This window comes from Parabacteroides merdae ATCC 43184 (assembly GCF_025151215.1).
GTDB lineage: Bacteria > Bacteroidota > Bacteroidia > Bacteroidales > Tannerellaceae > Parabacteroides > Parabacteroides merdae.
Genome location: NZ_CP102286.1, coordinates 1,922,157 through 1,940,691, shown reverse-complemented (window position 1 = coordinate 1,940,691; position 18,535 = coordinate 1,922,157). Strand labels below are relative to the sequence as shown.

17 protein-coding genes and 1 pseudogene are annotated in these 18,535 nt (G+C 45.3%); 2 read left to right on the top strand and 16 right to left on the bottom strand.

Annotation, left to right across the window (positions count from 1 at the left end):
* The 9 genes and pseudogenes from NQ542_RS08045 to NQ542_RS17855 form a co-directional block, all read right to left on the bottom strand.
* On the bottom strand, positions 1-1,242 hold the full coding sequence (locus tag NQ542_RS08045; RefSeq protein WP_005636547.1) for a glycosyltransferase family protein: 1,242 nt from the start codon (positions 1,240-1,242) through the stop codon (positions 1-3).
* Entirely contained in the window at positions 1,239-2,555 is a 1,317-nt protein-coding gene (locus tag NQ542_RS08040) for a polysaccharide deacetylase family protein (RefSeq protein WP_005636548.1), read from the bottom strand. Before NQ542_RS08040 ends, NQ542_RS08045 begins: the two co-directional genes overlap by 4 nt.
* A gap of 14 nt (positions 2,556-2,569) precedes the next feature.
* A complete protein-coding gene (locus tag NQ542_RS08035) occupies positions 2,570-3,208 on the bottom strand; it encodes a PIG-L deacetylase family protein (RefSeq protein ID WP_005636549.1) in 639 nt (212 codons plus the stop codon).
* A 7-nt stretch (positions 3,209-3,215) separates the two neighbouring features.
* The gene (locus NQ542_RS08030; protein ID WP_005636550.1) at positions 3,216-4,175 is read right to left on the bottom strand and encodes a GNAT family N-acetyltransferase; all 960 of its coding nucleotides are present in this window, start codon (positions 4,173-4,175) and stop codon (positions 3,216-3,218) included.
* Between the two features lie 72 nt (positions 4,176-4,247).
* Positions 4,248-5,291: a recombinase RecA gene (gene recA, locus NQ542_RS08025; protein ID WP_005636551.1), complete on the bottom strand. Its 1,044-nt coding sequence runs from the start codon at positions 5,289-5,291 to the stop codon at positions 4,248-4,250.
* Between the two features lie 6 nt (positions 5,292-5,297).
* Entirely contained in the window at positions 5,298-5,756 is a 459-nt protein-coding gene (bcp, locus tag NQ542_RS08020) for a thioredoxin-dependent thiol peroxidase (RefSeq protein WP_005636552.1), read from the bottom strand.
* 9 nt (positions 5,757-5,765) lie between these two features.
* Positions 5,766-6,782 (bottom strand): radical SAM protein, encoded by a 1,017-nt coding sequence (locus NQ542_RS08015; protein ID WP_005636553.1) that lies wholly within the window; start codon positions 6,780-6,782, stop codon positions 5,766-5,768.
* Positions 6,783-6,857: 75 nt separating this feature from the next.
* Complete coding sequence (locus NQ542_RS08010) at positions 6,858-8,051, bottom strand: saccharopine dehydrogenase family protein (RefSeq protein WP_005636554.1); 1,194 nt, start codon at positions 8,049-8,051, stop codon at positions 6,858-6,860.
* A gap of 179 nt (positions 8,052-8,230) precedes the next feature.
* A pseudogene (locus NQ542_RS17855) lies at positions 8,231-8,827 on the bottom strand (helix-turn-helix domain-containing protein); the annotation flags it as partial.
* Between the two features lie 62 nt (positions 8,828-8,889).
* On the opposite strand from NQ542_RS17855, the gene NQ542_RS08000 reads away from it, so the two are divergent.
* Entirely contained in the window at positions 8,890-10,101 is a 1,212-nt protein-coding gene (locus tag NQ542_RS08000; protein ID WP_005648644.1) for an IS256 family transposase, read from the top strand.
* Positions 10,102-10,404: 303 nt separating this feature from the next.
* On the opposite strand, the gene trpA is transcribed toward NQ542_RS08000, so the two are convergent.
* The 7 genes from trpA to trpB form a co-directional block, all read right to left on the bottom strand.
* Entirely contained in the window at positions 10,405-11,175 is a 771-nt protein-coding gene (trpA, locus tag NQ542_RS07995; protein ID WP_005635406.1) for a tryptophan synthase subunit alpha, read from the bottom strand.
* A 22-nt stretch (positions 11,176-11,197) separates the two neighbouring features.
* Complete coding sequence (locus NQ542_RS07990; RefSeq protein ID WP_005635404.1) at positions 11,198-11,863, bottom strand: phosphoribosylanthranilate isomerase; 666 nt, start codon at positions 11,861-11,863, stop codon at positions 11,198-11,200.
* Positions 11,860-12,669 (bottom strand): indole-3-glycerol phosphate synthase TrpC, encoded by an 810-nt coding sequence (gene trpC / locus NQ542_RS07985; protein WP_005648647.1) that lies wholly within the window; start codon positions 12,667-12,669, stop codon positions 11,860-11,862. Before trpC ends, NQ542_RS07990 begins: the two co-directional genes overlap by 4 nt.
* A gap of 10 nt (positions 12,670-12,679) precedes the next feature.
* On the bottom strand, positions 12,680-13,684 hold the full coding sequence (gene trpD / locus NQ542_RS07980; protein WP_005635401.1) for an anthranilate phosphoribosyltransferase: 1,005 nt from the start codon (positions 13,682-13,684) through the stop codon (positions 12,680-12,682).
* A 30-nt stretch (positions 13,685-13,714) separates the two neighbouring features.
* Complete coding sequence (locus NQ542_RS07975) at positions 13,715-14,284, bottom strand: anthranilate synthase component II (RefSeq protein ID WP_005635398.1); 570 nt, start codon at positions 14,282-14,284, stop codon at positions 13,715-13,717.
* Between the two features lie 29 nt (positions 14,285-14,313).
* Entirely contained in the window at positions 14,314-15,717 is a 1,404-nt protein-coding gene (locus NQ542_RS07970) for an anthranilate synthase component I family protein (protein ID WP_005635396.1), read from the bottom strand.
* A 61-nt stretch (positions 15,718-15,778) separates the two neighbouring features.
* A complete protein-coding gene (trpB, locus tag NQ542_RS07965) occupies positions 15,779-16,972 on the bottom strand; it encodes a tryptophan synthase subunit beta (protein ID WP_005635394.1) in 1,194 nt (397 codons plus the stop codon).
* Positions 16,973-17,650: 678 nt separating this feature from the next.
* On the opposite strand from trpB, the gene NQ542_RS07960 reads away from it, so the two are divergent.
* The gene (locus NQ542_RS07960; RefSeq protein ID WP_005635393.1) at positions 17,651-18,532 is read left to right on the top strand and encodes a FecR family protein; all 882 of its coding nucleotides are present in this window, start codon (positions 17,651-17,653) and stop codon (positions 18,530-18,532) included.
* Positions 18,533-18,535: the final 3 nt, after the last annotated feature.

Sequence of the window (18,535 nt, the reverse complement as noted above, 5' to 3'; positions counted from 1 at the left end):
TCATTTGCTGTTTAGTCGGGTAAAGATACGCATAAATTGTTCAGCTTGTTTTTTACGGGAGAAACGTTCCACTGCTTCCTTATCCGTATTTATGTGTGTGTACCCATTATCCTGCCAGAACTGATAATGGTGCAGGATAAAACGAAAAGCTTCTTCGGCTGTCCGGGCTGCCAGTCCGGAACGGGTATTCCGGATGGTAGCTTCGAGGCAACTTTCGTCACTCTTTACACAGAGTAAAGGTTTCCCGACAGCCATCGATTCGAAAAGCTTGGTAGTCATAAATCCTTTTGGTCCGTCGGATGCAAAGGTATTGGCGAGTTGCAGCAGAATGGAACTGCGGTTTAACACGCCGGGAATCTCGGAAGCGGGAACATAGTCGAAAAAGTCCATATACCGGGCGACTGGGTAAGCGGTTGCTGCCTGCATGATGATCGCTTTTGATCCGGCGTCGACATACCATTGGATGCGGAACTGGTCTGGATCAATGAGCTTTTCACGATCTAACCGGCTAACGGCCTCGAAAAGCAATCGAGGGTCACGTGTCGCCAAGCTAATCAAACGTCCGGTATAGGTGATGACGAATTGAGAGGTCCGATGTTGTTCAGGATAGAAGAGCTCTGGATCGTAACCGTTGTAAACCAATTCTGTGTTAGGATTGTATGCTTGAAGTTTTTCCACATGCCAGGGGGAAATGGTCGTGACCTGATCCGCCTTTCTCAATGCATTATTTCTGTCCCGTAATAACTTATGACGGAATGTTTCCGTGATCTTTCTATCCAACCAGGAAAAGGTACGGAAGTTATGAGCGATATATTCGTTGGAAGCATATTGTTCGACTATGTCTCGAAGGTCGATTACTAACGGCAGATGATATTTCTCTGCTATATATTGGGCGGCCGGCAAGGGGAAAGTTCGGTATGAACTGCACAGGATACCGGCATATTCCCCTTCTTCCAGTAAACGGGAGGCGGCTTTTGCCATCTTCTTGTCTTTATAATGGAAAAAATAATCGAGTATGAATATGCATATCCACTCTAACTTTTGGAGGATTTTCCCTTTGGAATGAAAGAAATTTACATATGTGACAGGCGTTTCTCCTTTCAGGAAAGAGAACGTGCTGTCATCGATTTGCTCAGTGACAACGACAGGTTCCCATCCGGCCCGCCTCATATATTTGCATAAATAGCCCATTCTCGGTCCGAATGCAGGGGGAAACATATCACATAATATCAGTATCTTCATGATTTTATCAATTCTTCAATGATGGCGGCGAATAGTTTTCGTTGCCAGTCGACAGAGACATTCGGCTTGATCCGGGTGGTGATGGAGTCGTTATGCCAGAGCAACACCAGTTCGCCGTTGGCAGATGCCACCTGTTTGATGAGTTGTGTTGAGTAGGCAAGTGCTCCCTCATAGCCAAGATTCATATAAACAGGTTCGTTCAGGCTGCATTCCATGATTGCCAATGGGTGGAGAATAAGTGGCGAGATACGTTTATTCTCAGGATTAATCCAATGTACCGGACGAGATGTGCCGAGGCGAAAACCGGCAACATCCGGATAGCCCATCGTGAAATCATCTGTAATACCTGCTTTTTCCAACCATACCATATCTTCCGGTTCGCGTGAGGCCAGATAATGATGCCGATTGTAAGTGACCGATTTTCCGGTCTGTCTCTCCAACAATTCTTTTTCCGTTGAGATGAGTGCCGGTGTTTTACCGGCATCGTAACTGGTATGCAGTCCAATCTGTACTTTTTCGGTTTTACAAAAGAGCAAAAGCTCTTGTAAGTCCTTTGAATGCAGTTTATAATGAGGCTTGTCATAAACGGATGAGCCACCTGACTTGATAAAAAACAGAGATTCACAACGGTTTTTTCCGATAACGGCCTTTAATTTGTTTCGTTGTTTTACAAGCCAGGGAAATGTGTAGAACGGATCTTCCTGTAACGGACCTTGAAACATCTTCCAGGCATGTTTCAGTCCTGTGCCTTTAACTGTTTCTCGTATCAAGTTGCGGAAAGTCCGGCAAAAGAAAGGAGCATCTACATCGTGTGTCAGCCATACTTTTTGTATGTGTGGGGGCAGTTCGACGGCTGACTGTACACGCGCTTGGCGTAACCAGCGTCGCAACAATTTACCGTATTCGTCGACTATCGGGCGATGAATGAATCCTGCTTTGAAGGGTAGGGATTCTGTTCCGAGGAAGCGACCGTGGATGTCCCGTATGTTGCGTTTCCGTATTTCTTCATATCGCGTCAGCAGAAAATAGGCACTGGCGATGATATCGGCATGTACCACCCAAGTATCCCCCTGCCATTCTATTTTGGGAGAACCGAAGAGCAGAGGTATGCCTTCTATCTCTTCCAGCGGTAGTTTGGGCATGGACTCGGCTGTCCCGTAAACTTCATCCCGGAAAAAGGGGGACGGGATGATGACTACGCGATAACGGGAGAATTTGTTGGGATCCGATGTGTAACCGACAAGACTGGCTAATACATCGGCCTTTTCTCCTCCTATCAGGAATTTGGTAATATAGGAAATAACGGCTTTCATACTGTCTTTCAACTTTACAGGAACAAACGGACTACTTCGAATGCTTCAGCATAAGGACAGCCAGCTTGTACACCGCGTGTTTTTGCCAGTGAAAAGATAAACTCTTCGGATAGATAGTCGCGTGTTCCTTGTGATTCGTATGCTTTTAATGCTTCGACTTTGGCTTGAATGTGCTTTCTATTCAGTTCAACAAAACATTGTGTGTTGAATGTCAGATTGTTCCAAATCAACTCGTAGCCCAGCAGTGTCGTGTTTTTGAAGGCGCGTAGGCCTTCTTGGGCGATCGTTGTATGATCCTGGTGAATGTCGTGTAGGCTTGGGATAAAGACCAAGTCAAAGCTGTTCGATTTTTTTAGGCGGATCAGTTCTTCCAATATTTCCTGCCGGACATATCCGAGTTTACGGACCTCATAATTGTAGATGATGAGGTTTTCAGGTGATATTCCCAATTGGGCAGTCGCTTTCTTGACTTCTGTCTTCAAAATATCTTTCGGAAAACCTTCGGGTACGGACTGCTGAGCGGTTGAAAAAGCGACATAGGTTACTTTCTTTCCCAGTTCGATAAGTTTGCTTATGGTTCCTCCCAGTCCTAATTCCCCGTCGTCCGTATGGGGGGCTAAAACCAGTATATTATTATAACTGTTTAATATCATAAATAATTTATCTGTTTATTATCCTTCCTATTTTTAAACAGGCTCTATTTAATAAACTTAATTTTCCTTTGGTTATTGTGAAGAAGGGGGTTTGAATTGCACCGAATTCACGGAAAAAACGTTCGACTCCCGGTATCATGGAACCTTCGAAATCAAATGTGTCGGTATATTGTGAAACATAACGGATTGCTTCCCACAAAATTAAACTGTGTGCTCCGGACTCCCGAAGAGTCGGATTTCCTCCACCAGCCAGATACCAGGCGGAACTTTCTTGCCAGACGATAAAAGCGACAGCATGCAAACGTCCTTTTTCGTCATAACCGCCCCATAAATCTCCCTGGTCCCGTTTTCGGCAAATATTGATCAGTTTGATTAAAACTTCCATATCTTCTTTGTTGGTGATCTGTTGACGTTTGAAGGTTTGTGCCTGTATCAACAAGAACTCTTCTATAGAAATTCCTTTTTTTACTGTGATATGATATTTGTCTCTGGCTTTTGTGATGTTCCGTCGGATATTGAAACTCATATTTCCCAATATTGCTTTTGTGTTTCGGATATCCTTCAACATATAGGTGTAGCGTGTTGTTTGTCGGTAACCTTCCCAATAGAATGGTAGCCAGTCGGTGATTCCGTAATGAAAATTTTGCATAAAATACGGATAGCTTTTAAGCGTGTTTAGCAGTTGTTTGCATAAAACTTGCCGGTGGCCTAAAGTTTTGGTGTATTTGGTATCTTTGGATTCCGGTGCGAACCAAGGACCCATTGTTTGTGTGTAGGATGGCATTGAGATAATACCTTGTCGAGGACAATAAAGTGGCATCGCTGCCGTAATCCTTTCTTTTTCTTCAACCAATAAGACTTTCCATTTATCTTTGCCACAAACCGTATCGAGCCACCAGTCACGGGAAAAGATGGGAATACTAGTTTCAGTGTTGCAAAGCAAATGGTATTTGTCTTTTGTGTTCATGAATGATTTTCTGTATAATCATGGACACAGATGACTACAGACTTGATCCGTATCATCTGTGTGCCATTGATTTTATCCTTTTAACGCTTCGAAGATCAGGTCGGACAATTCGTCTGCCAGTTCAGGATTGTCGGCAACGCATTGTTTGGCGGCATCACGTCCCTGTCCTAATTTAGTGTCGTTGTAACTGTACCACGAACCGCTTTTCTTAATGATGTTCAGTTCTGCACCCAGGTCGATTATCTCACCGGCTTTGGAGATACCTTCACCGAACATGATATCGAACTCTGCTTTCCGGAAAGGAGGAGCAACCTTGTTCTTGACTACTTTTACGCGCACTTGGTTTCCTTTGATATCGTCGCCGTCTTTCAATTTACCGATGCTGCGGATATCCAGACGAACAGAGGCATAAAACTTCAACGCATTACCGCCGGTTGTCGTTTCGGGATTGCCGAACATCACGCCAATCTTGTCACGCAGCTGGTTGATGAATATACATGTCGTGTTAGTCTTATTGATCGCAGCCGTCAACTTACGAAGTGCTTGGGACATTAATCGTGCCTGTAGTCCCATCTTGCTGTCACCCATATCGCCTTCGATTTCCGCTTTTGGAGTCAGAGCGGCAACCGAGTCGATTACGATAATATCCACAGCAGATGAACGGATTAGCTGTTCAGCAATTTCCAGTGCCTGTTCGCCATTATCCGGTTGGGAAATCCACAGGTTTTCGACATCTACTCCTAACTTTTCTGCATAAAAACGGTCGAAAGCATGTTCCGCATCGATAAATGCCGCAATACCACCATTTTTCTGTGCCTCGGCAATCGCATGGATCGCAAGAGTTGTCTTACCGGATGATTCCGGTCCATAGATTTCGATCACACGGCCTTTAGGATAACCGCCTACACCTAATGCTGCGTTCAAGGCGATAGAACCTGTTGGGATCACTTCGATATTTTCGACGCTTTCGTCACCCAATTTCATGATCGAACCTTTTCCGTAGTTTTTTTCGATCTTGTCCATTGCTGCGCGAAGCGCTTTCAATTTGTCTGCGTTTACAGCCGGTTTCTCGGCTGCCGGCTGTTTGCCTTCTTCGAATAAATCTTCTTTTGCCATTTCCTTTTATAGATTAAGGATTTGATTTGCATGGTCTTTAGTCTTCACCTCTTTCGGGCCGATGATATTGGTAACGATACCGTCTTCATCTATAATAAAGGTGGTACGGAGAGTCCCCATGTATGAACGTCCGTACAATTTCTTTTCTGCCCAAACCCCGAACTGCTGTTGCAGGGTCGTATCCGTATCAGCGATGAGGCTGAAGGGAAGTTCCTGTTTTGTGATAAATCCCTGATGGGACCTAGCATTGTCTTTGCTGACGCCCACTACTTCGTAGCCAGCAGCTTGCAATTCCTTATAACCGTCCCGTAGACTGCACGCTTCTGCTGTACAACCGCTAGTGTTGTCTTTCGGATAGAAATAGAGAGCTAACTTCTTACCTTTGAAATCGCTCAGCTTTATCTCTTTCCCGTTCTGGTCAAGTCCCAGAATTTCGGGTGCTTTATCTCCTATTTGTATTGCCATATATTTATTTTACTTGATATTATAGTTCATCTTGCGTGTTACATCCGCTTTCCGGCGGGCTTTTCGTCCGAAGACCTTCCAAAGCAGTTTTCTTCCCATGTGATGGGCAGCAGCATATGACTCGAATGTCTCCGTCCGGTAATCGAAATCATCTTGCCAGCATTCCTGGGGAGAAACATAGCAGTATGTAATCTTTTCGATGCTGTTATCTTCCGCCTCGTTTTCCTCCAGCACGATGATATTCTGCTTGTTGGGAGCCAGGCAGGTGATATGCCTGCGGCGGCATTCTTCTATTAGCGGAACCAGTACGGCATCATATCTCGCATGGATATTGGTCAGGTCGAAATCCCTATATTCGCTTTCTCCTATCTTCTGTATCGGACGGAGTTGCAGGATATCCAGTTCATCGCCGACGACCTCCCATATCCGGCTTAGTTCTTCGATATTGTTGTTGTTAATCGTATAATTGATGCGTAACTTGAACTGCGGATACTGTTTTTTTATTTCTGTGACGTTGGCGAGCAGCTTGCAGAACAAATCGAATTTACCGTTTGTCATCAGATACTCGTACGTTTCGCGTGTAAAACCATGTGCCGAGAGTGTCAACTCATCTAATCCGTTTTTTACGGCAGCGGCTAACAGTTCTTTTGTCAGCAGGTTCCCGTTTGTCGTGAGTGAAACGTAAGGGACGTTGTATCGTTTGCCCAGTGCAATGATTTTTACCAAGTCCTTGTGTAAAGTCGGTTCCGCTCCGCAGCCGACTTGAAGTTTCAGAGCACGATGGAACAGACTTCCGGCAATGGCTTCTATCTCTTCATATTTCAAGGTTCCTCGCAGACTTTTCCTTTTCTGCTCGTCGCTGAAATAACACATCTTACAGCGGAAGTTACAAGCTAGTACCGGGTCGAGAAAAATACCGATGTACCGTTTTCCTAACACATGAAATAGCCAAATACCCAATAGTTTGAGCCTTCTGCTTTTGATTTGTGTACCAAGACGTAGTATGTTGTAAATATTACGAGCCATTTAGTTAATTGATAATTGACAATTGACAATTAAAAAGGATATTAATATAATTGTCAATTATCAATTGTCCATTGTTTACAGTTCTAGATCTATATTGAACAGTTCGTGCCAAGGCAGACCTTGTTCGTTCAGTTCCTTCATGAATGGATCGGGATCGAACTCTTCTACGTTCCAAACCCCTGGTTTTTTCCAAACTCCCTGTATGAACAGTTTGGCCCCGATCATCGCCGGGACGCCGGTCGTGTAGCTTACACCTTGTGCTCCTGTTTCTAGGTAAGCGGCATGGTGGCTACAGTTATTGTAAATATAGTAGGTCATTTCTTTTCCATCCTTGATACCACGGATGCGGCAACCAATGGAAGTTTCGCCTGTATAGTTTTCACCCAGATCCCCCGGATTTGGTAACACGGCTTTCAAAAATTGGATCGGAACGATTTCCTGTCCATTATACATAATCGGATCGATGCGGGACATACCGATGTTCTGGATCACGCGTAAATGAGTCAGATATTCCTGTCCGAAAGTCATCCAAAAGCGGGCACGCTTAATTGTCGGGAAGTTTTTGGTCAGGCTTTCCAACTCTTCGTGGTACATTAGGTAGGACTCTCTTGGACCGACATTCGGATAGTTCAACGGTTTGTGTATGGACAACGGATCTGTTTCTTTCCATTCTCCGTCCTCGAAATATTTTCCTCGTTGGGTAATCTCGCGGATATTGATTTCCGGGTTGAAATTAGTCGCAAATGCTTTGTGATGGTCTCCTGCATTACAGTCTACAATATCCAGATATTGTATTTCATCGAAGTGATGTTTGGCCGCATAAGCCGTATATACGCCTGTTACGCCCGGATCGAATCCACAACCCAGGATAGCAGTCAGACCGGCATCTTCGAAACGTTTCTTGTATGCCCACTGCCAGCTGTATTGGTATTTAGCTTCGTCCAGCGGTTCGTAATTGGCCGTGTCGAGATAGCTGACACCGTATGCTAGGCAGGCATTCATGATGTGGAGATCCTGATAGGGCAAAGCTAGGTTTACTACTAAGTCTGGTTTGAAGGAATTGAACAAGGTAACGAGTTCTTCCACGTTGTCTGCATCAACCTGTGCTGTTTGTACCTTTACATTCTTAATATCGGCGGCAATCCGGTCGCATTTGCTTTTTGTGCGGCTGGCAACCATGATATCGGTAAAGATATCTGCATTCATCGCAATCTTCTTAACAGCAACGGTACTAACGCCCCCTGCACCAATAACTAATATTCTTCCCATTTACTAATAGAATTAATCTTGTTAATATACAGTTTACAAGGTTTTAAACCTAACGACAAATATACGATGAATCTTTGAATAATTTGGCAAGGTAGGAGAGAAAAACAATTTCGCAGGTTAGGAAACAAAAGTTTCATACGCCGGAAACTTTTGTTCCGTGCTTGTGGAACAGGCTCCGGCTAACCGAGTTTACGCCTGTAGTATTGCGGAGAAGTGCCGGTATGTCTCTTGAAATACCGGCCGAAAAGCGACTGATCCGGAAACTGGAGGCGGTTGGCTATTTCCTGTATGTTAAGTCTGTCGATTCCAGCAATACTTTTATTTCGAGTATGACATGTTTATCAATGATGTTTTTTGCTGTTTCTCCGGAGACGGCTTGCGCGATGGCGGATAGATAGCGGGGGGGATGAACATTTTTTTGCGTAAAATGAAACTTCGCGCTGGCTGAGGCAGTGTTTGTGTATCAACTGGATAAATCGTTTGAACAAATCTTCCTACCGGTTGATTCCTCCCGGGTGGTTCTGCTTGAAGATACAATGTGTCTTATCGTAAATGTCCAAAAGGAAACTTTGCGTGTAGTTGCGAAGGATTTGTAGTCGGAAACAGTTTTCTTTATCTTTATAGAGATCTTCCAGTGCAATGATGAGTCCGTTAATGGTGCGTGTACGTTCGGCAGGTAGCGTGACGACAGGATTCTCTTTCAGAAAATGAAAAAAAGAAGGGTCGAGCCGGACTGTTGCTTCTTGGAAAAACGCATTGGAAAATGTTATATAAGAGGATGTAAATTAAACTGTGTCAGCAAAGAATAAAATATTAACTTTGCTAACACAGTTTTTTTGTGAAAGAAGAATTTGATTTTGAGAGTATCAAGAACAAGGCAATTGAACAGCTGAAAGCAGGTAAGCCTTTGTTAGGTAAAGACGGTGCTTTTGCCCCTTTATTGGAAAGTATCCTGAATGCAGCTCTGGAGGGTGAGATGGATGCATATCTTACAGAAGAACGTCAAATGGGCAACCGCCGTAACGGGAAAATGCAAAAACAGGTCCAAACGGCATTGGGTGAGGTAACCGTATCCACTCCCCGTGACCGTAATTCAAGTTTTGATCCACAATTCATTAAAAAGCGTGAGACAATTCTTGCAGAAGGCGTAGCAGACCGTATAATAGGCCTGTATGCTCTTGGTAATAGCACACGTGAGATTAGTGAGTGGATGGAAGAGAATCTTGGTAATCGTGTATCGGCAGATACAATCAGTTCCATTACAGACCGTGTACTTCCGGAAATAAAGGCATGGAAATCACGTATGCTTGATTCTGTCTATCCTATAGTCTGGATGGATGCCATCCATTATAAGGTAACGGATGAATGTGGTTGTGCTGTTACACGTGCAATATATAATGTGCTGGGTATTGACCGGGAAGGACATAAGGAGCTCCTCGGAATGTATGTATCAAGAAATGAGGGAGCAAACTTCTGGCTTAGTGTACTGACAGATCTTCAGAACCGTGGAGTTGAAGATATTCTTATAGCCTGTATAGACGGCTTGAAAGGTTTTCCTGAAGCAATCCAAAGTGTTTATCCCAATACAGCCGTACAGCTTTGTGTTGTACATCAGATTCGTAATTCCATCAAATATGTAGGTTCCAAAAATCAAAAGGAATTCCTGAAGGATTTGAAATGCGTTTATCAGGCTGTAAATAAAGAATCGGCAGAAAAAGAACTTCTTAAGCTGGAAGAAAAATGGGGCGAACAGTATCCTATCGTTATCAGGTCCTGGCAGGAGAATTGGGATAAGCTGTCCGAATATTTCCAGTACACTCCGGCTATTCGTAAGCTCATATATACAACAAATACTGTTGAAGGGTATCATCGTCAGATCCGTAAGGTGACAAAAAACAAAGGCGTGTTCCCGTCGGATACAACCCTTGAGAAACTGGTTTATCTTGCATACCGTAATATACGGAAGAAGTGGACTATGCCACTTGCCAATTGGGCTACAATCTCACAGCAACTTGCCATAAAGTTTGGAGAACGATTTAAATTATTGTAATTTTCGCTCGTCGGGACGGGTGGTCCCACCCCTTGGCGCTGGCCGTTCCCCGACCGATGAGTTTTCTACTGAGAAATAATGCGTGACACAGTTTATTTTACACTATCGGTATTTGCAGGTACAACTTTCCGATAAAGTAATCGGCTTATTCAGCGACAATCCATGGGCGGCAGGATATCGACATCTATCAGTCCTTTGAGGTAGGTCTGATTTATTGCCATCCCTCAACGAAAAGGTAAAAAGAAGTATTTTTCCTATTTGCTGGAGGACGACTGTTTTAAAATGTTTGTTTTTCTGTTCATTTCACTCCTGAATGGCTGCCCGTAACTTATCGACGGCGACAGAGATCGGTTCGCTTTTCAATAATTGTATGAATTTGCTTCCTATAATAGCCCCTGATGAGTTAATAGCTACTGCATCGAAGGTTGCTTTGTTCGATATACCGAAACCGACCAGGCGCGGATTCCGGAGTCCCATCCCGTTGATGCGGTGGAAATAAGCCTGCTTCTGCTCGTTGAAACTCTGCTGCGCTCCGGTAGTGGAGGCGCTCGATACCATATAGATGAAACCGCTTGTATGTTCATCGATCAGGCGGATGCGTTCTTCGGATGTTTCGGGTGTGATGAGCATAATCATTTTGAGGTCATATCGATCGACGATGGCCTTATAATCCGCCATATAATCGGCAAAAGGCAGATCCGGGATGATCATGCCGTCTACTCCTGTCTGCACACATTTCCGGCAGAACGCTTCGAAACCATATTGCATGATCGGGTTCAGATAGCCCATCAGGATAATCGGGATATGCACATCCTGACGGATATCTTCTAACTGTTCGAACAGAACATGCAATGACATCCCGTTTCGTAACGCGGCAGTAGAGGCTTCCTGGATCACGGGGCCGTCTGCCATCGGGTCGGAGAAGGGAATACCGATCTCTACCATGTCTATTCCTTTGTTTTCTAACTCTTTTAATATCTTCTTCGTGTCATCCAGGTTCGGATATCCGGCGGTAAAGAAGACGGAAAGGATTCCGTTCTTTTTTGTGTTGAATAAGTTTGTGATACGGTTCATCTTTTGATTTGTGATTTCAGATTTATGAATTATGATTTTGAATTGCTTTTAAAAACTCCTTTAGCTTTCCTATGTCTTTCAGCCCCGGTTCAATCTCGAATCCGCTGTTCAGGTCGATCCCGGCGAGGCGGGGATGCCGGAAAGAACGTATTGCCCCAGCACTTTCCGGACGGATGCCTCCGCTTAACAGGAAAGGAGTCTTTCCCCGGTAGGCTTCGAGCACGGACCAATCGAATTGTTTGCCGGAACCTCCATAACTATTGCATTTGGTATCGAAGAGGAAGTAATCGACACGCCCTTCATAATTGGTAGTTTGTTCAAGATCGCAAGCTGTTGCAATCTGAAATGCTTTGATCAGCGAGTAACCACGCTTTTGCAAGGCATGGCAATCTTCCGGTGTTTCATTTCCGTGCAGTTGCAGGTAATCGAGTCGGAAAAATGCCGCTGTTTCCACCAACTCTTCGAAGGAAGTGTTGACAAAAACACCGACCTTTTTTAATGGATAATTGATAATTGACAATTGACAATCGGAATACCGCTTGCCGCCATTGTCAATAGTTAATTGTCCATTGTTAGTTATTCTTCGTGGGCTTCTCGCGAAAAATATCAGTCCTATCCAGTCAACCCCTAAGGCTGCAACTTCCCGTATATTTTCGGGATCACGCATTCCGCATACTTTGATGATCATGATAATCTTCCTATGAATTGTGCGAGAGTGTCGCCTGGTACATCGGTTTTCATGAATGTCTCTCCGATCAGGAATCCATGAAAACCAGCTTCTCTGAGGTTCGATACGGTGGTTGTGGTCGAAATACCGCTTTCTGATACTAACAAAGGAGAAAGATTTCTTTCACGAGCGACCGTTTGCATCGCTTTTGCCAGACGGAAGGAGTTTTCCACATCAGTATGAAATGTTCCGAGGTTGCGGTTATTCACTCCCAACATATCGACAAATGGATTGAGGTGGTCAAGTTCTTCTTTGGAATGGATTTCCAACAGTACTTCCATGTTGAGGGTATGAGCTAACTCCGCAAACATAAGACATTGTTCTGGGGTAAGGCAGGCGGCAATCAACAGGACGGCATCGGCACCCATTACGCGTGCTTGATAGAGTTGATATTCGTCAATGATGAAGTCTTTTCTCAATAAGGGCAGGCCCACCAGGCTGCGTGCTTTGCAAAGGTCACCTAAGGACCCCCCGAAAAAGTTCGAATCGGTCAGGACAGAACAGGCGGAAGCGCCTCCCTTCTCATAGGCGGGCAAGACATCAGCTATAGCTGCATCGGGATGTAACCAGCCTTTCGAAGGACTTTTTCTCTTAAACTCAGCAATGATGCCCGATGAAGATGCTGCGAGAGCCGCCCGCATGGAACGGGCAGGATGTTCGAGTCGTTCACCGCCCATCCCCAGTAAGGTCTGCAACCGGACAGCTTGTTTTTGTCGCTCCACTTCGATACGCTTATTCGCTATAATATCTTGTAATATATCTTTCATATTCGTTGTTTCATTGTAATTTGTCATTCAAACTGATAAACGTATTGAATGTTTGCAATGCTTTACCACTTTCCAATGCTTCTTGAGCTTCCTCCAGGCATTCTGAGATTCTCTTTTCCGGGCAGATGACTTGGATGGCGAAAGCGGAGTTGGCGATTACGCAATTCTTTTGTGCCGGAGTCGCCCGGTTATTCAGGACATCGTCAAAGATGCGGGCTGCTTCGGCGACTGTCTCACCGCCATCCAGTTCCGCTTCCGTTGTGCGGGAGAAACCTAACATTTCCGGTGTGTAGAGCTTCTCTTTTTCCGGCATTGCTACCTTAAATTCTGCTGTCAGCGAGATTTCGTCATACCCGTCGAGGCTATGTACAACGGCAAAACGCGTTCCGCTCTCCTGATAGGTATAGCTGTAAAGCCTGAGCAATGGCAGGTTGTACACACCTAACAACTGGTAGGTCGGCATTACCGGATTGACCAGCGGGCCGAGCATGTTGAAGAAGCTGCGCACTCCTAAACTCTTCCGTATCGGAGCCACAGCCTTCAGTGCCGGATTGAACAACGGCGCATGCAGATAGGCGATATGGCAGGATTCCATCGAACGGCGCAACCGGTCGATATCGGCAGTAAACTTCACACCGTGCTGCTCCATTACGTTGCTCGCGCCACTGACCGAGGTCGCCCCATAGTTCCCATGTTTCACGACGTTATATCCGGCACCGGCTACGACAAAGCAGGAAGCCGTGCTGATATTGAACGTATTCTTTCCGTCGCCTCCCGTCCCCACAATATCGATCGGCTTAAACTCCGACAAATCTACCGGGACGCGCATTTCGAGCAATGCCTCCCGAAAACCCGCCAATTCCTCTACGGAGATATTACGCATCAGATATACCGTTATCAAGCTGGCAATCTGTGAATCATTATACTTGCCTTCTGCAATATTCTGAAGAATCGTCCGCGCTTCGTCACGTCCCAAATACTGATGTTCGAATAACCTATATAATATATCTTTCATCCTTGATTTTTAATTTTTAATTCTTAATTTTTAATTTATCCCCAGCCAGTTCCGTATGATTGCCTTTCCCTTGGGGGTCAGTACGGATTCCGGGTGAAACTGGATGCCGCGAACATCATATTCGCGATGGTGAAGCGCCATGATCTGTCCTTCTTCCACATCCTCTGCCGTGATCTCCAGGCAGTCGGGGAAATTCTCTTTCGATACGACCCACGAATGGTAGCGGCCGGCACGGAAACCGGGTTCCAAGCCCGTAAACAACACATCCGGCACCGTCACCCGTATATCCGAACAGACTCCGTGATGTACATCCGCCAGGTTGATAAGCGTTGCACCGAATGCTTGCCCGATGGCTTGCTCTCCGAGGCAGACGCCTAAGATGCTCTTGGTCGGCGCATAGCGGCGGATTAACGGCAGCAAGATGCCTGCCTCCTCCGGAATGCCCGGACCGGGTGACAAAAGGATCTTGTCAAAACGTTCCACTTCGTCTAATGAAATCTTGTCATTGCGATGTACTTCAACTTCCGCACCCAATTCCTTCAGTATATGCAACAAGTTGTAGGTGAAGGAATCATAATTATCGAACAGTAATACTTTCATAAAAACTTTCAACTTTTAATTTTCAACTTTCAATTTATAAGTGTTGTTGCCAGATCGATCGCTTTCTTCAAAGCGCCTAATTTGTTATTGACTTCCTGCAATTCCCGTTCATCATTGCTTTTGGCGACAATGCCGGCTCCTGCCTGATAGTACAGGACGTTTCCGCGGCTGACGAATGTACGGATCGTGATCGCCTGGTTCAAGTCGCCGTCAAAGCCGATGAACCCGATGCAACCGCCATAAGCGCCCCGATTATGCTTTTCTATATCCGTAATCAATTGCATGGCACGTACCTTCGGCGCTCCGCTCAATGTTCCAGCTGGGAATGTATCTATATAGGTCTTGATCGGATTGCTGTCTGCATCGATCTCACCGCTGACACGCGATACCAGATGAATGACATGACTGTAGTACTGCACTTCCTTGTAGAAATCGACCTGTACGTCATGCGCATTGCGCGAAAGGTCGTTACGGGCAAGGTCAACCAGCATGACATGCTCGGCATTCTCTTTCGGATCGGCAAGCAAAGCTTCGGTACGCTGTCTGTCCAATGCAACGTCTCCCGTGCGGAAAGCCGTGCCTGCAATCGGGTCGATGCTTGCATGTCCGTCGGCTACCTTGCAGTGCGTTTCCGGTGAAGAGCCGAAGATACGGAATCCTCCGAAGTCGAAGTAAAACAGATAGGGAGAGGGATTGATGCTCCGGAGAGCCCGATAAACCTTGAAGTCGTCTCCTTTGAACGGTTGTTCGAACCGGCGGCTCAGCACGATCTGGAAAACGTCTCCACGGAGGCAATGACGGATGCCTTCGCGCACCATTGCTTTATATTCTTCCCCGCTGACAGGCGATGTCTCAGGGCCGGTAGCCTGGAAGTTATAAGAAGCATAGTTCCGGTTTTCTATCAAGGTCTCTATCTCTTGCAAACCGGAGTTTTCGCCGGATTGCATCAGCTCGACGAGCGTCAGTTCATTTTTGAAGTGGTTGAAGACAAGTACATACTTATATAATATGTAGAGCATGTCGGGAGCATCGTTTTCTTCATGGTGCGCTTCCATCACCGGGATGTTCTCAAAGTAACGCACGGCATCGAAAGCCGTATATCCGAACAGTCCGCAGACTTTCCTGTCAGGTCCTTCGATCGAGAAACGCTTCAAAAACGCATTCATGGCCTCCGCCACATTGAATGTTCCGGTCAATGCCGTAACCTCGCTTTTTCCATCAGGAAAAACAGCGGTGCATTCCCCGTTATTGATTCCGATACTTGCCAGCGGACAAAGCGCGATGTAAGAAAGACTGTTTTCATTCCCATGAAAATCGGAACTTTCCAATAACGCCGATTTCGGATAAACGTCCCGTACCTTCAAGTAGATACTGACAGGTGTATGAAGGTCACCGAGAACCTTCCTGCTTATTGTTTTAAATGTATAGTCCATTATGATCGACAATTGATGATTATAAAACTGATTATAGGAAGAACTTCCTGACTCTCACTTTTCACTTCTCGTTTTTCAATTTATACTTAATATAAGTCTCCATATCCTTATCTCCCCGGCCCGATACCGTCAGGACAACGACATCTTCCGGTTTGAATTTTATCTTAGGCAACGCCCCTAATGCATGCGCACTTTCAAGTGCCGGAATAATTCCCTCGATGCGCGTCAGGCAAAAAGCCGCATCTAGCGCTTCGTCATCATTGATGGCAAGAATCGTAGCCCGGTGAGTTTCTGACAGGTTGGCGTGGATCGGTCCGATACCCGGATAGTCCAGTCCGGCAGAGATGGAATAAGGCTCTTCGATTTGCCCGTCCTCGTTTTGTATCACTAATGTGCGCGCTCCATGTATGATACCTTTCTTGCCTAATTGGATGGTTGCTGCGCTTTGTCCGGTCGTAATTCCCAAACCGCCCGCTTCGGCAAGAACGATTTTTACCCGTTCATCATCAATAAAATGATAGATCGTTCCGGCAGCGTTGCTTCCGCCACCTACACAGGCGATCAGATAATCCGGATAGTCACGTCCTTCCTGCTCCGACAACTGCTTTTTAATCTCTTCGCTGATAACGGATTGCAAACGTGCCACCATATCCGGATAAGGATGGGGGCCGACTGTCGACCCGATGATGTAATATGTGTCGGAAGGATGGCAGCACCAGTCGCGGATCGCTTCATTGGTCGCATCTTTCAGTGTCATGTTGCCAGAAGTTACGGGGATGACCGTCGCGCCCAACATCTCCATTTTCTGCACGTTTGCATGTTGGCGTTCCACATCCGTCTTGCCCATATAAACGATACATTCCATATTCATCAACGCACAGACGGTAGCGGTTGCCACGCCGTGCTGTCCGGCTCCCGTCTCGGCTATGATACGGGTTTTTCCCATCCGGCGGGCCAACAAGATCTGTCCGATCGTGTTGTTGATCTTATGAGCGCCGGTATGGTTCAGGTCTTCACGCTTCAGATATATCTTGCAGCCATACATCTCACTCAGCCTTTTTGCCTGATAGAGAGGAGAAGGGCGGCCGACATAGTCCCGAAGTAACTGGTTGAATTCATTCTTGAAACTGTCGCTTTCCAATACTTCCAGATACTTCTTCTGCAAGTTTTCCACACATTGGTGAAGTATTTCGGGCACATATGCTCCTCCAAACTCACCATAATACCCATTTTCGTCAACTTGATACGTTTTCATCGTTCTATCTGTTATTATTTATTTTTTGTCTTTTCGAATCTTGGTAATTGCCCTAAACGAAAAAAGGCCTGCCGCAAGTGCGACAGACCTTTTATTATATCATGATAGTATATACATGAGGACTGGTTCCTTACGACCTTATGAGTTGTAAAGAGCGCCACCACCAATATGTATTTACTATAATTGTTCTCATGACTTTTGTTGTTATTACGGCAGCAAATATATGCATTCTCTGACAAACTGCAAATAATTCGGCTGTTTTTTTTGTTATATAATCATAGAACTTTTGTATGGCAGTCTCAGTTGTCCCTCTCCCTGCTATTTCAAATTTCTTGTTTGAGGGGATAGGCTTCTTATGATTTATCAAAATGTCACTACTACCCCGTCAAAATAGGATTAGTAGGGCATGTTTTGGAAATTACACTGGCGGGTGATATTTTTTAACGTTTCTATCTATCTTGTTTTGTCCCTATGAAGATAACAAAATGATACTGGAGGAGAGGTCGCGTTTCCGTGTGGTTATATAAAAAAAGAAGGTGATACTTGATCGGGTATTAGGGGAAGCTCTGTTGGCTGACAAATAGAGGAAGTGAGATAATTAACATTATTTTAATAGAAGTGAGTAGTGAGTTTTTTACTTAATCCTGTCTTTATCTCTAAAATGTAGAAGAGAAAAGCATGGAACCTTCACACGATCATATAGAAAAGACACTGGACAAGCTTGTCGCCTCCACACGTTCACCTCGTGGGCGCTATTCCGCTTCCGAAAGTTGGAAATTGTTGGAGAGGCGGCTCGTTCCTCCCCGGACAAAGAGGCTGAGACTGTTCCGTCTGGCGGGAGTCGTTGCTGCATCCGTCCTGCTTTGCTTTGCAAGTTGGTTCATCTATGATTATTGGAAGCCGGTAGCGATGCAAACTGTTTCAGCCGGTGCAGCCATATCGGTAATTACTTTGCCGGACCAGACGAAGGTGACGCTGAACCGCTATTCCTCTTTGACTTACCCGGATCGTTTCAAGGAGGATAGGAGGGAAGTACAATTACAGGGAGAAGCTTATTTCGAAGTGGAGAAAGATGCCCGGCATCCCTTTGTTGTGAAAGCGGACCCAGTCGAGGTCGAAGTGCTCGGAACACATTTTAATGTTGAAGCCTATCCCGGAGATGCAGAGGTGAAGACAACTTTGTTGGAAGGTTCTGTCGCTGTCAATGCGCCGGCTGTTTCCAGCCGGATTACGCTTTCTCCCGGAGAAAGCGCGATTTATAATCGAGCAGATAAAACACTACAGGAAGAAAAAACAAAAGAAAATAATACGGCTACCGGTTGGCGCGACGGCCATTTTCATTTTGATTATCTGCCGTTGCAGGAGATTGCACGAGAGTTGTCGAATGCTTTTCATGTGAAAATCAAAATTACGGATGAAGATATAAAGGATTTTCGTATCAGGGCGCATTTTACTGAAGGTGAGAGCTTGGATCAGATGCTCGATCTGCTCCAGCCAGCCGGTAATTTCAGTTATTCAAAGACAAATGATACGATCTTGATTCATTCTAAACTTAACTAAGTC

What these genes read in the sequence shown, in the direction of transcription:
- NQ542_RS08045 (WP_005636547.1), bottom strand. Translation starts at nt 1,242, where the DNA reads ATGAAGATACTGATATTATGTGATATGTTTCCCCCTGCATTCGGACCG.
- NQ542_RS08040 (WP_005636548.1), bottom strand. Translation starts at nt 2,555, where the DNA reads ATGAAAGCCGTTATTTCCTATATTACCAAATTCCTGATAGGAGGAGAA.
- NQ542_RS08035 (WP_005636549.1), bottom strand. Translation starts at nt 3,208, where the DNA reads ATGATATTAAACAGTTATAATAATATACTGGTTTTAGCCCCCCATACG.
- NQ542_RS08030 (WP_005636550.1), bottom strand. Translation starts at nt 4,175, where the DNA reads ATGAACACAAAAGACAAATACCATTTGCTTTGCAACACTGAAACTAGT.
- recA (WP_005636551.1), bottom strand. Translation starts at nt 5,291, where the DNA reads ATGGCAAAAGAAGATTTATTCGAAGAAGGCAAACAGCCGGCAGCCGAG.
- bcp (WP_005636552.1), bottom strand. Translation starts at nt 5,756, where the DNA reads ATGGCAATACAAATAGGAGATAAAGCACCCGAAATTCTGGGACTTGAC.
- NQ542_RS08015 (WP_005636553.1), bottom strand. Translation starts at nt 6,782, where the DNA reads ATGGCTCGTAATATTTACAACATACTACGTCTTGGTACACAAATCAAA.
- NQ542_RS08010 (WP_005636554.1), bottom strand. Translation starts at nt 8,051, where the DNA reads ATGGGAAGAATATTAGTTATTGGTGCAGGGGGCGTTAGTACCGTTGCT.
- trpA (WP_005635406.1), bottom strand. Translation starts at nt 11,175, where the DNA reads ATGAACCGTATCACAAACTTATTCAACACAAAAAAGAACGGAATCCTT.
- NQ542_RS07990 (WP_005635404.1), bottom strand. Translation starts at nt 11,863, where the DNA reads ATGATCATCAAAGTATGCGGAATGCGTGATCCCGAAAATATACGGGAA.
- trpC (WP_005648647.1), bottom strand. Translation starts at nt 12,669, where the DNA reads ATGAAAGATATATTACAAGATATTATAGCGAATAAGCGTATCGAAGTG.
- trpD (WP_005635401.1), bottom strand. Translation starts at nt 13,684, where the DNA reads ATGAAAGATATATTATATAGGTTATTCGAACATCAGTATTTGGGACGT.
- NQ542_RS07975 (WP_005635398.1), bottom strand. Translation starts at nt 14,284, where the DNA reads ATGAAAGTATTACTGTTCGATAATTATGATTCCTTCACCTACAACTTG.
- NQ542_RS07970 (WP_005635396.1), bottom strand. Translation starts at nt 15,717, where the DNA reads ATGGACTATACATTTAAAACAATAAGCAGGAAGGTTCTCGGTGACCTT.
- trpB (WP_005635394.1), bottom strand. Translation starts at nt 16,972, where the DNA reads ATGAAAACGTATCAAGTTGACGAAAATGGGTATTATGGTGAGTTTGGA.
- NQ542_RS07960 (WP_005635393.1), top strand. Translation starts at nt 17,651, where the DNA reads ATGGAACCTTCACACGATCATATAGAAAAGACACTGGACAAGCTTGTC.